12 protein-coding genes and 1 tRNA gene are annotated in these 12,142 nt (G+C 70.5%); 7 read left to right on the forward strand and 6 right to left on the reverse strand.

Features of this window, described 5'->3' with window-relative positions; genetic code table 11:
• Positions 1-2: 2 nt before the first annotated feature.
• Together DW296_RS07250 and DW296_RS07255 are read right to left on the reverse strand one after the other, a co-directional pair.
• Entirely contained in the window at positions 3-926 is a 924-nt protein-coding gene (locus tag DW296_RS07250) for a pseudouridine synthase (RefSeq protein WP_136051683.1), read from the reverse strand.
• Positions 927-1,265: 339 nt separating this feature from the next.
• Positions 1,266-2,015, reverse strand: coding sequence for an SDR family oxidoreductase (locus tag DW296_RS07255; RefSeq protein ID WP_136051684.1), 750 nt, complete (start codon positions 2,013-2,015; stop codon positions 1,266-1,268).
• Between the two features lie 63 nt (positions 2,016-2,078).
• Between DW296_RS07255 and DW296_RS07260 the strand changes: the two genes are divergently transcribed.
• Entirely contained in the window at positions 2,079-2,549 is a 471-nt protein-coding gene (locus DW296_RS07260; RefSeq protein WP_136051685.1) for an RrF2 family transcriptional regulator, read from the forward strand.
• Between the two features lie 278 nt (positions 2,550-2,827).
• On the opposite strand, the gene DW296_RS07265 is transcribed toward DW296_RS07260, so the two are convergent.
• On the reverse strand, positions 2,828-3,322 hold the full coding sequence (locus DW296_RS07265) for a MarR family winged helix-turn-helix transcriptional regulator (protein ID WP_025105633.1): 495 nt from the start codon (positions 3,320-3,322) through the stop codon (positions 2,828-2,830).
• Entirely contained in the window at positions 3,319-3,894 is a 576-nt protein-coding gene (locus DW296_RS07270; RefSeq protein ID WP_446724132.1) for a GNAT family N-acetyltransferase, read from the reverse strand. The genes DW296_RS07265 and DW296_RS07270 overlap by 4 nt, the downstream gene beginning before the upstream one ends.
• Before the next feature lie 57 nt (positions 3,895-3,951).
• Between DW296_RS07270 and DW296_RS07275 the strand changes: the two genes are divergently transcribed.
• The 6 genes from DW296_RS07275 (at position 3,952) to DW296_RS07300 (ending at position 9,546) form a co-directional block, all read left to right on the forward strand.
• A tRNA-Gln gene (locus DW296_RS07275) sits at positions 3,952-4,023 on the forward strand.
• Position 4,024: 1 nt separating this feature from the next.
• Complete coding sequence (gene glmU, locus DW296_RS07280; protein ID WP_136051687.1) at positions 4,025-5,455, forward strand: bifunctional UDP-N-acetylglucosamine diphosphorylase/glucosamine-1-phosphate N-acetyltransferase GlmU; 1,431 nt, start codon at positions 4,025-4,027, stop codon at positions 5,453-5,455.
• A gap of 7 nt (positions 5,456-5,462) precedes the next feature.
• Complete coding sequence (locus DW296_RS07285) at positions 5,463-6,497, forward strand: ribose-phosphate diphosphokinase (protein WP_025105636.1); 1,035 nt, start codon at positions 5,463-5,465, stop codon at positions 6,495-6,497.
• 92 nt (positions 6,498-6,589) lie between these two features.
• A complete protein-coding gene (locus DW296_RS07290; RefSeq protein ID WP_060921478.1) occupies positions 6,590-7,066 on the forward strand; it encodes an FMN-binding protein in 477 nt (158 codons plus the stop codon).
• Between the two features lie 15 nt (positions 7,067-7,081).
• Positions 7,082-7,975 carry an FAD:protein FMN transferase gene (locus tag DW296_RS07295; RefSeq protein WP_136051688.1) on the forward strand — a complete coding sequence of 298 codons (894 nt, stop codon included), beginning with the start codon at positions 7,082-7,084 and terminating at the stop codon, positions 7,973-7,975.
• A complete protein-coding gene (locus DW296_RS07300; protein WP_136051689.1) occupies positions 7,972-9,546 on the forward strand; it encodes an FAD-dependent oxidoreductase in 1,575 nt (524 codons plus the stop codon). Before DW296_RS07295 ends, DW296_RS07300 begins: the two co-directional genes overlap by 4 nt.
• A gap of 280 nt (positions 9,547-9,826) precedes the next feature.
• Here DW296_RS07300 and DW296_RS07305 read toward each other — a convergent pair whose 3' ends face one another.
• Together DW296_RS07305 and DW296_RS07310 are read right to left on the reverse strand one after the other, a co-directional pair.
• Entirely contained in the window at positions 9,827-11,314 is a 1,488-nt protein-coding gene (locus DW296_RS07305) for a sensor histidine kinase (RefSeq protein ID WP_136051690.1), read from the reverse strand.
• 26 nt (positions 11,315-11,340) lie between these two features.
• Positions 11,341-12,069 carry a response regulator transcription factor gene (locus tag DW296_RS07310; RefSeq protein ID WP_136051691.1) on the reverse strand — a complete coding sequence of 243 codons (729 nt, stop codon included), beginning with the start codon at positions 12,067-12,069 and terminating at the stop codon, positions 11,341-11,343.
• Between the last annotated feature and the right edge of the window lie 73 nt (positions 12,070-12,142).

A 12,142-nucleotide genomic window follows, 5' to 3' on the forward strand; every position in this document is an offset into this window, starting at 1 on the left:
GATCAGCCTGCCGGGGCCTCCTGCAGGCTCCGGCGCGTGGTGAACGTCCGCTCCCGCCCGCTCAGCGGATCGGTGAACCGGAGCTCGCGTGCGAGGAGCTGGAGCGGGCGGGTGAAGTCGTCCGGACGCTCCGGCTGCAGCACGGGGTAGAAGCCGTCGTGCAGGATGCCGAGGCCGAGCGCGGCGAGGTGCACGCGGAGCTGGTGCATCTTCCCGCTGTGCGGACGGAGAAGCGTGTGCACGACGCGGTCGTCGGCGGCGATGACCTCGATGAGCGTCTCGGAGTTCGGCTCGCCGTCCTCGTCCACCTGCACGCACACCTGACCGCGGAGCTTCTCGATGCGGTTGCGGTAGACGAGCGGGAATCGCGACGGATCCCAGTCCGCCGGGCGCGCGGAGACGGCCTCGTAGACCTTCTCCACGCGGCGGTCCTCGAACAGCAGTTGGTAGGCGCCGCGCGTGGCAGGGCGGGCGGAGAACATCAGCAGCCCCGCCGTGGCCCGGTCGAGGCGGTGGATGGGCGTGAGATCAGGGTTGCCGAGGCGGTTGCGCAGCCGGACGAGGGTGGAGTTCTGCAGATACTTGCCGCCCGGCGTGGTGGGGAGGAAGTGCGGCTTGTCCACGACCACCAGGTGCTCGTCCTGGTGCAGGATCTCCTCGGCGAACGGGATCTCCTTCTCGACTGGAGGCTCGCGGTAGTACCAGACGAACTCCTCCGCGCCGAGAGGCGTGTCCCGGGAGAGCGGCCGGCCATCGCGCGCGACGATCTCCCCGCGGTCGAAGCGCACGAGCAGCCGCTCCGGATCGAGGTGGAAGAACCGCTCGACCATGTAGGCGGCGATGGTCGGCCACGCACCCGTCATCGGCACGTGCAGCCGGGTCGCGCCGACCCCGTCGCGCACGGGAAGCGGGGAGGGCATGCCCATGTCTCGGCCTTCGGAGCAGGGGTCGCGGGGCTGCGACCGGGTGCTCCCAGCCTAGGCGACCAGCCGGCAGGGTCCGTGGGCCGGCCGCCACTCCTGCCTCGGTCGCACGATCCCGTTGCGCCTGCACGGCGGTTCTGGGGTTCTCGTCCCTCATCCGGACCCTGGTCGTGCATCCGGAGTGGCGGATACCGGACCACGGGCGGGGGTTCCTGTCTGCGGTTGCACGATCCGGTCGCGCCTGCACGATGGTTTCGGGGTTTTCGTCCCACGTCCGGACCCTGGTCGTGCATCCGGACCGAGGGGACCGAGGGGACGGGAGGCTCGGAAACGGTCCGGGTGTCAGCGGGTTTCGGCGGCGAGCCAGTCGTCGAACGTCGTCGACGCCGTGCGCGCGTCATCGCCGGGGAGCAACACCTCACCCGCGAACTCGATGCCGAGCGCGGCGCCCTTCCACGCGGCGCGCAGCGGAAGGTCGCGGCCCCAGGCGTCGAGAGTGCGGCGCGCCATGTCGACGGCGTCCTCCGTGCGAGGTCCGGCGATGTCGAATGAGCCACCGAGCGCCGGCGACTCCGCTGCGTCGACGAGGGCGACGGCCACGTCCGCCGGCGCGATGGGCTGCAGCAGCAGCGGGGGCACGATACCCTCGTCGTCCTCGATGCTCCACTCGGCGATCATCGCGGGGAAGTCGTGGAACTGCGTCGCCCGCACGATGGTGAACGGCACCACGCCGCGCGTGACCTCTCGCTCCTGGGCGCGCTTGCCCGCATAGTGCGGATTGCCGCGCACGCGATCGAGCGCCGCGATCGAGAGGGCCACGTGGTGGCCGACCCCGGCTTCGTCCTCGGCGGCGAGCAGCGTGCGGCTGAGCGTGGTGAACACCCGCTCGGCCTCGGCGACGTCGGATACCGGCGGATTCGTCGCGTCGACGACCGCATCCACCCCGCGCAGTAAGGCGGCGAGGCCTTCGCCCGTGGTCAGATCGACGCCCTCGCTGCGGCTGAGCGACAGTGCATCATGCCTCCGACGCCGGGCCTCCTCGACGACCAGCCGCCCGATCCGTCCCGTTCCTCCTGCGACCGCGATGCGCATGCCCGCTCCTTCAATCATGGATATTGTGTGTCCACAATAGGGCGGTCCCGATATGATGGGCAAGTGAAACTCCCCGAGACCTCCGAATGGGTGCTGCACACCGTCGCGGTGATCGCTCAGCTCCCCGCGGGGTCGACAGTGTCCGGCGCGCAGCTCGCCGAGCACTTCGGCGTACCGGGGCCGTACCTCTCGAAGCAGCTCGCGAAGCTGGTCCGCGCCGGAATCCTCACTGGAAGCACGGGGCCTCGCGGTGGTTTCCGCCTGGCGAGAGACCCCGAGAACATCAGGGTCCTCGATCTCGTCACCGCCGTCGACGGCGCCGCCGACCCCTACGTCTGCCGTGAGCTCCGTCAGCAGGGGAGAGGAGCCGCCCGTCCGGAGGACTGCACCGCGCCGTGCGGACTCGCCGTCGTGATGCGCCGTGCCCACGAGGCCTGGCGAGCGACTCTGGAGGCGGTGTCGATCGCCGAGGTCGTCGCCACGCTCCCGGACACCGTCCCGGCCAAGAACCGGCGCCTCCTCCTCGGACCCTGACCCACCCGATCGCGCGATCCGTGCCCCGTCGTGTCCTGCGCCGCCTGCACGATCCGGGTCCGGATGCACGACCCGTGTCGGATCCGTCCTGCGCCGCCTGCACGATCCGGGTCCGGATGCACGACCAAATGACCGCTTGCCCCAGGCGGCCGTGCACGGATCGTGCAGGCGGAACAGACCGGACTGGCCGGACGGAACAGACCGGACGGGTCGGACGGAACAGACCTGACGTCCCTGCCTGAACAGGACGGGCCGAACCGAAGAGGACCGGGTCCGGGTCAGGTGTCGAAGCTGAGGCTCAGCTTCCGCAGGAGGGCGGCGAGCCGGTCGCGGTCGGCGCGGGAGAGCGCGCGCAGGAGGTCGGCCTCGGCGTCGACGAGCCGGGTGATCGCGGCGTCCACCCGGACCCGACCGTCGTCGGTCAGAGTCACGAGCACGCTGCGGCCGTCCGCGGGGTCGGCCTCACGGCGCACGAAGCGACGGCCGACGAGACGGTCGATGCGGTTGGTCATGGTGCCGCTCGACACGAGCGTCTGCTGCAGGAGCTGCTTGGGCGAGAGCTGGAACGGGGACCCCGCCCGGCGCAGCGCCGACAACACGTCCCACTCCCACGGCTCGAGGTCGCTCCGGCGGAACACCTCGCGGCGTGCGCGGTCGAGGTGTCGGGAGAGGCGGTCCATGCGGGACAGCACCTCGAGCGGGGAGAAGTCGAGGTCGGGCCGCTGCGTGTTCCACGCGCCGACGATCCGATCGACCTCATCCGCCTCGCTCATCCGTTCATTATCGCGCGCGAGGGCGTCGTGGCCGCGGAGGACGCGGGGAGCAGCATCGTGAGGAACGCGCTGTGCGGGTCGGGGAGGTAGGAGCCGAACGGCGGACCCTCCCGGAAGCCGGCGGCGGTGTACATCCCCCTGGCCGGATCGAAGAAGGGGTCCCGGCCGGTTTCGAGCGAGACGCGACCGATGCCGCGCGCGCCGGCGTCGTCGAGGAGATGACCGAGCATCATCCGCCCATACCCGCGACCGCGGAAGGCGGGATCGGAGCGCATCGACTTCAGTTCCTCGTGCCCGTCCTCGACGACCGCGAGGGCGCCCGTCGCGGCGATCCGTCCGTCAACTCGTCCCGTGAAAAACCGGACGCGAGGAGTCAGCAGCCGGTCGAGCGGAAGCGCATGCTGGCTCTCGGGCGGAGCGGTGCCGTCCATCTCCGCGTGGTGTGCGGCGATGAAGGCCGCGATCTCGGGGGTGGCGACGGTGACACGGTCGATCACGAGGCTCATCGTCCCAGCATCGCAGAGCCGTGTTTCGCGCGGATGACGAGCCCGCTCGGCGTGCGCCTCACGCACAGGAAGACGGGCGAGGACGTGGCAGACTTATCGGGCGGTGCCCCGGGGGCAGCGCGGTCCGCCGTGGTGTAATGGCAGCACGACAGCCTTTGGAGCTGTGAGGTCTAGGTTCGAGTCCTGGCGGCGGAGCATGACTGAGAACAACCTCGCCGTCGTCGTCCTCGCCGCAGGTCAAGGCACGCGCATGAAGTCTCGCCTGCCCAAGGTGCTGCACCGGATCAGCGGGCGGCCTCTCGTCGGACACGTGCTGACGACGGCCACCCGTCTGCACCCGTCGCACATCGAGGTCGTCGTGCGGCACGAGCGCGATCAGGTCGTCTCCGCGCTGCGTGAGGACTACCCGGACGCCGTCTTCATCGACCAGGACGAGGTTCCTGGCACGGGCCGCGCCGTCCAGGTCGCGGTCGACGCGCTGCCCGCAGACTTCGACGGCGACGTGCTCGTACTCTCCGGCGACTGCCCGCTGGCCGATGCCGAGACGCTCTCGACGTTCCTCGCCGAGCACCGTGCCTCCGGAGCGCCGGCGACCCTCATGACCGCTCTCGTCGACGACCCCACCGGCTACGGCCGGGTCATCCGCGATGCCGACGGCACCGTGGACCGCATCGTCGAGCAGAAGGACGCGACGGCGGAGGAGGCGGCGGTCAGCGAGATCAACGCCGGCATGTACGTGTTCCGCGCCGCCACGCTGCGCACCTACCTGCCCAAGATCGGTGTCGACAACGCGCAGGGCGAGATGTACCTCACGGACGTGCCCGGCCTCGTGCGCCGGGACGGCGACCGGGTCGCGGCGTCGATCGTGTCCGACGTCGAGGTCACGTTCGGGGTCAACGACCGCGCCCAGCTCGCCGAGGTCGGCCGTCGCCTGAACGCCCGCATCGTGCGCCGCTGGCAGCTCGAGGGCGTCACCGTCGTCGACCCGGCCACGACGTGGATCGACGACGACGCCACGCTCGCCCCCGACGTCACGATCCTGCCGAACACGCAGATCCTGCGCGCGACGACGATCGCCGCCGGCGCGACGATCGGACCGGACACGACGCTCGTCGACTGCGAGGTGGGGGAGGATGCGGTCGTCCGTCGCACCGACGCGACTCTGGCCGTGATCGGCGCCGAGGCGAACGTCGGCCCGTTCTCCTACCTCCGCGCCGGAACCGTGCTCGGACCGAAGGGCAAGATCGGCGCCTATGTCGAGACGAAGAACGCCGAGATCGGCGAGGGCAGCAAGGTGCCGCACCTGTCGTACGTGGGCGACGCGACGATCGGCCGCGGCGTCAACCTCGGCGCGAGCACCATCACGGCGAACTACGACGACGTCAACAAGCACCGCACGGAGATCGGCGACGAGGTGCACACCGGCTCGCACACGGTGCTGGTCGCGCCCGTTAGGCTTGGTCCTGGTGCGAAGACCGGCGCCGGCGCCGTCGTCCGCAAGGACGTCCCGGCCGGTGCCCTGGCCATGAGCGTGGCCCCCCAGCGGAACATCGAGGGGTGGGTCGAGAAGAACAGAGCAGGGACGGGCGCGGCGGATGCCGCAGCCCGGGAGAATTCGGCGGAATAGGCGGAGCATGGCCCGGAAGAAGAAGACGGTCGACCTGGATCGCGACAACGGCGTGGCCCCCGGCCTCGTCGCCAAGACGAAGAAGCGTCTGGTCATCGCGGGTGGTCGATCGCATCCCGAGCTGACGGCGGCCGTCGCCGCCTCGCTCGGCACCGAGATCGCTCCGGTCGAGCACCGCACCTTCGCCTCCGGTGAGATCTACGCCCGCTTCGAGGTCTCGATCCGCGGCTGCGACCTCTTCCTGGTGCAGACCTTCGGGGAGCCGGTCAACGAGTGGCTCATGGAGACGCTCATCATGATCGACGCCGCCAAGCGCGCCTCGGCCAAGCGCATCACCGTCGTCGCGCCGTACTATCCGTATTCGCGCCAGGACAAGAAGGGCCGCGGCCGCGAGCCCATCAGCGCCCGCCTCGTCGCGGATCTGCTGAAGACGGCCGGCGCCGACCGTGTGATGAGCGTCGACCTGCACGCCGCCCAGATCCAGGGCTTCTTCGACGGCCCCGTCGACCACCTGTTCGCCAAGCCGGTGCTCCTGGACCACTTCGAGCGCACCCTCACCCCGGAAGACCGAGAGATCCTCACGGTCGTCTCCCCGGACATGGGCCGCGTGCGTGTGGCCGACACGTGGTCGGACAGCCTCGGAGCCCCGCTCGCGATCATCCACAAGCGCCGCGACCCGAAGGTGGCCAACCAGGTCTCGGTGCACGAGATCGTCGGCACCGTGGAGGGACGTACCTGTCTCCTCGTCGACGACATGATCGACACCGGTGGCACGATCGTCAAGGCGGCGCAGGCGCTCAAGGCGAACGGCGCGCACCGCGTGATCGTCGCGGCGACCCACGCGATCTTCAGCGACCCGGCCTCGGAGCGTCTGCAGGACGCGGCGATCGACGAGGTCGTCGTCACGGACACGATCCCGCTGTCCGCATCGCGTCGCTGGGAGAACCTCACGGTGCTGCCCATCGCGCCGCTGCTCGCGCGGGCGATCCATGAGGTCTTCGAGGACGGCTCCGTCACGAGCATGTTCGGCGGAGACGCGTAACTCATCGGGACGGCACAGCCCGTGCATAGCCGGGCTGCTTACGGTCGAGTCATCGACGGAAGAGTCGACCGACGACGACCACGGAGGACCCCATGATCCGCACGACCGTTCCGACCTCTGTCCGCACCGGCACCGCCCTCCTCGGGGTCGCAGGGCTGTTCGTCCTCGCCGGATGCTCGTCGACCGGCGACGCCGCAGACACCTCGACCGGCACCGACGAGACCGCGGGGTCGAGCTCGTCCTCCTCGTCGAGCGGGGGTGACGCCTCCGGCACCTACACCGACGGCACGTACACCGCCGACGGCTCGTACCAGACCCCGGAGACGGTGGAGGAGATCACCGTCACCCTGACCCTCGCCGACGGCGTCGTGACGGAGGTCGAGGTCACGGGCGACCCGAAGGCCCCGGAGACCGAGCGGTACCAGGGAGAGTTCATCGACGGGATCGCCGATGAGGTCGTGGGGAAGCCGATCGACGAGCTGAACGTCAGCCGCGTCGCCGGATCCTCGCTCACCAGCGGCGGCTTCAACGACGCGGTGGCCTCCATCAAGGAGCAGGCCGCCGCCTAGGCGCGAGGCGTCCTCATGGGGCAGTGGCGATTCGAGGCGATCGGCACCGGGTGGGAGATCGAGACCGGCGCCCCGCTCACCGCTGACGTCCGCGCGGCCGTGACCGCCGAGATCGAGCGGTTCGATCGCACCTGGTCGCGGTTCCGAGACGACTCCGAAGTGACTCGTCTGGGACGCTCCGGCGGTCGCCTGTCCTCACCGGACGCGGTGCCGATGCTCGACGCGTATCGCGAGCTCGACGCCGCTACGGCCGGTGCGGTGAACCCGCTGGTCGCCGACAGCCTTGTCGCCCTCGGCTACGACGCCACCTACTCGCTGCAGGCCGGCGATCCCCGCCCGGCTCCGGCGTCCTGGACCACGCGGCTCACGTGGTCCGCCGGGGCGGTCGAGGTCCCTGCGCCTGCCCTGCTCGATGTCGGCGCCCTCGGCAAGGGACGCCTCGTCGACCGTGTGATGGCGGTGCTGGCTGACACCCCCGGGGGCGTGGTCGTGGACGCCGGTGGAGACATCCGCGTTCGAGGGGCCGGCGTGCGCATCGCGCTCGAGCACCCGTTCGATGCGCGGAAGGCGATCGGCGTCGTCGAGGTCACCGAGGGAGCGCTGTGCGCCTCGGCCATCAACCGACGGGCGTGGGGAGACGGTCTCCATCACGTGCTCGACGCGCGGACGGGACGCCCGGTCCGCACCTGGGCCGCGACGTGGGCTCTCGCCCCGGAGGCGATGACCGCCGACGCCGTGGCCACCGCCCTGTTCTTCGACGGCGGCCCGGAGCTGGCCACCCGCTGGGGCGTCGAATGGGTGCGCATGACCACCGACGGCCGTGTGCAGCGCTCGCCCGGTTGCCACGCCGAGCTCTTCACCGCGGCACCCGCCGCTACTGCCCGAACCGGGGGAGACAGGAAGCCGTGACCACCGCCTTCGCCGCCGCCCGCCAGCGCGTCCTCGCCGTCCTCGGCGCGCTGTCGATGTACCGCCTCGTGCTGTTCGCGCTGACGGCACTGGCCCTCATCGCCCTCGTGCTGTCCCTGCTCGGGGTGATTGTCTCTCCGACGCCCGGGGAGCTCGTGGCGTCCTTCCTGGTGCTCGCGGTCGTGATCTCCGCGGTGGACGCGGTCGCCCAGCGCCTCCTCCGCCTGCCCTGGCGTGTGGAGTCCTCGCTCGTCACGGCCCTCATCCTTCTGTTCGTGCTGCGTCCCGGCATCGAGCCGTCGGCGCTGCTCGGCCTCGCCATCGCGGGCGCGGTGGCCAGCGTGTCCAAGTACCTCATCGCCTGGCGGGGTCGGCACATCTTCAACCCGGCGGCGTTCGGTGCGGCGGTCGTATCGATCCTGGGGGCGGTCGACGCGTTCAGCTGGCTCGGCACCTCGTCCTCGTGGTGGGTCGGCACCCCGGTTCTCGTGATCCCCGTCGTCCTCCTCGGGCTCGCCGTGCTGTGGCGCACAGAGAAGGTCGGCGTCGTCCTGCTCTTCCTCGTGGTCGCCGTGGGCACCTCGATCGTGCGGCAGGCGGTGCAGGCCGCGCAGTTCGACGTCTCCTTCGACGTCATGACGGCCGTGTCGTTCGCCGTGCTCCAGTCGCCGTTCCTCTTCCTCGGCGCGTTCATGCTGTCCGAGCCGTTGACCCTTCCGCCGCGTCGTCGGCAGCAGCTCGTCGTCGCCGTCGTGGTGGGCGTGCTCGCGGGGTGGCCGATCGCCGTCGCGGGCCTCTTCACGCTCGGTCAGGAGCGCGCCCTCCTCATCGGCAATCTCGTGGCCTTCGCGTTCGCGCTCCGCGGGTCCGTCCGTCTCGTCCTGGAGCGCCGTGCCTTCGTGACGCCGACCGCGCAGGAGCTCACGTTCCGGGCGAAGGGCCGCGTGCGGTTCCTCCCCGGGCAGTACCTCGAGCTCGATGTCCCGCATCGGCGCCCTGACGCGCGGGGGACGCGCCGCGAGTTCAGCATCGTGTCCGCTCCGGCCGACCTGCCGACCCTTCGCATCGCGTACAAGAACGGCGACCAGCAGCACCCGTCGAGCTACAAGCGGGCTCTCGCGGCCGCCCAGCCCGGTGCGACCTTCGCGGTGACCGGAACGTGGGGCGACTTCATCCTTCCTCGCGGTGAGCAACCGGTGCTCATGGTGGCAGCGGGCATCGGTGTGACCCCGTTCGTGTCGCAGCTCCGGCAGCTTCAGGCGACAGGGGAGCGGCGCGACATCGTCCTCGTCTACGTGGCGTCCTCGGCGGAGGAGCTCGCCTTCCGCGACGAGCTCGCCGCGACGGGTGTGCGCACGGTCGTGTTCACCCGTGACGAGCCGGACGACCTCCCCGCGCACTGGACATGGGCCCAGGGGGCCCGCCTGGACGCGGAGACCCTGGAGCGCGTGGTGGGGGACCTCTCGGCGCGGCACGCCTTCATCTCCGGCCCGCCGCGGCTCATCGCCGACCTCGCGCCCGCGCTGCAGAAGGCCCGTTCCCTCACCACGGACGCCTTCGCCGGCTACTGACCCGGATCGTCCTCCGTCCCCTCGATCCGGGGCGTGCGACACCTGCACGACCCCGTGACATCCGCACGACGGAATCCCCGGTCTCATCGTGCATCCGCCCCCGGATCGTGCAGACGAGATGGTCTTACGGAAGTCCAGACGGCACGGTCCGACGGAAGTCCCATGACGACCGGGGGACACCTGCACGGCCGGGGGACGAGTGCACGAGGGGAATGACGGATGGGTCGTGCGGGCGGGCTCCGGTCGTGCAGGTGTGCGCGGACAGGAGGGGAACGACGAGTCAGTCGGCCGGGGTCTCGCCGGGAGGAGTCAGCGGGATCCGGACAGTGAAGGTCGTGTCGCCGGGTTCGCTCTCGACCGAGATCCGGCCGCGATGACCCTCCACGATGGCCTTGACGATCGCGAGACCGAGCCCGGTGCCTCCGGTCTGCCGGGCGCGGGAGCTGTCCCCGCGGGCGAATCGGGCGAAGAGCTCGTCGCGGAGGGCGGGATCGATCCCCGGGCCGTCGTCGTGCACGCGCAGCACGGCCTCGTCGCCCTCCCGAGCCACGCTCAACGTCACCGTGGTTCCCGCGGGCGTGTGCGTCCTGGCGTTGGCCAGCAGGTTCGCGACGACCTGATGCAGCCGCCCTGCATCACCGACGACGGTGACAGGCTCATCCGGCACCTCGATGTTCCAGTGGTGATCGGCCGCGGTCGGCCGCGCATCCGAGAGGCCTTCGAGGGCGAGCTGGGTGAGGTCGACCGTGCCGTACACGAGCTCGCGGCCCTCGTCGAGGCGGGCCAGGAGCAGGAGGTCCTCCACGAGCCGCGTCATCCGCAGCGACTGCGCCTGGATGCGCTCCAGGGAGGAGGTCGTGCCCTCGATGACCGCGTCTTCCTTCGTCGCCTCCGGTGCCTGACGCAGTGCCCGCAACGAGAGCTCCGAGTAGCCGCGGATCGAGGCCAGGGGCGTACGCAGCTCATGGCTCGCGTCGGCGACGAACCGGCGCATCTGCTCCTCGTTCTTCTGCCGCGCCGAGAGGGACGTGTCCACGTGGTCGAGGAGCTTGTTGAGCGCGGCGCCGACGAGCCCGGTCTCCGTCCGCGGATCGGCCTCGCTCGCCGGCACGCGCTCGGTGATGCTGACCTCGCCGCGGTCGAGCTGCTGATTGGCGACCCTCGTCGCCGTCGCCGCGACTGCCCGCAGCGGCCGCAGCCCGACCCGGATCGTGACCGCCGTGGTGAGGGCGAGGAGGATCAGGCCGCCCGCCGTCGCAAGCAGGATCACGGTGAGGAGCTGCGTGAGCTGATGCTGGATGTCGTCGCGGGGGAGCCCCGTGACGACGACGACGCCGTTGCTCGCTGTCGTCGCGACGACCCGATAAGAGCCGAGACCGTCGAAGGAGACCGTCGCGGGGGTCCCGAGTGCGACCGTTCCGTAGAGCTGCTGCAGCTGACCGGGGGTGAGCGGCTGCGGCGTGCTGTTCAGCGCCCCGCGGCTGTCCTCGAAGGCGACGCCGCTCGGTCCTGCGATGGGGCTGCCGAGCGACAGCAGAAGTCCGGGCATGGGGTCCAGGCGATACAGGATGTTGTCGACGGTGGCCTCGGACGGCGCGATGCCCTCCACGATCCGATCCCGGATCGTCGCGGCGTAGCTCTTCACCTTGTTGTCGAGCTGGTCCTCCAGCGTGCTGCCGAGGGTGGCGCTGGTGATGACGGCGACGATGACGAGGATCAGCGACACGAACCCGATCACCGCGGTCATCAGCCGCGTCTGCAGGCTCATGGGCCGTCGCGTCACCGTCGCTCCGCTCACTGCGGGGCCTTGATCATGTAGCCGACGCCGCGCACGGTGTGCAGGAGGGGCGTGCGGCCGGCGTCGATCTTCTTCCGGAGGTAGGAGATGTAGAGCTCCACGACCGAGGACTTGCCGCCGAAGTCGTAGCTCCAGACGCGGTCCAGGATCTGCGCCTTGGACAGCACCCGGCGCTCGTTGCGCATGAGGTAGCGCAGCAACTCGAACTCGGTCGCGGTCAGCTCGATCTCCACGCCGTCCCGGACGACCTCGTGGCTGTCCTCGTTGAGCGTGAGATCGGCGACGCGGAGGATCGACTGCCCGTCGTCGGCGCTGGCGTGTCCGGTGCGCCGGATGATCGCGCGGAGCCGGGCGATCACCTCCTCCAGGCTGAACGGCTTGGTCACGTAGTCGTCGCCCCCGGCGGTCAGTCCGGCGACGCGGTCGCCCACGGCGTCCTTCGCCGTCAGGAACAGGACGGGGACGAGGTTGCCCGCTTCGCGGAGCCGCTTGAGCACGGCCATCCCGTCGAGGTCGGGCATCATGATGTCGAGCACGAGGGCGTCCGGCTCGAACTCCTTCGCGACCTGGAGCGCCTCGAGGCCGGAGGATGCGGTGCGCACCTCCCAGCCCTCCATGCGCAGGGCCATGGCGAGCAGATCGGTGAGCATCTGCTCGTCGTCCACGGCGAGGATGCGCAGAGGGGAGCCGTCCGGGCGGCGCAGTTCGGGCAGGTCGCTGGTCATGCCTCTATTCTGCGGAACTTCCTATGTGATTTCTATGGAGCGGGCTATGGGTTCTCTGGGAGATGTCCGCTCA

Origin of the sequence: Microbacterium sp. K36, assembly GCF_004794355.1 — a bacterium.
Taxonomy (GTDB): Bacteria; Actinomycetota; Actinomycetes; order Actinomycetales; family Microbacteriaceae; genus Microbacterium; species Microbacterium paraoxydans_D.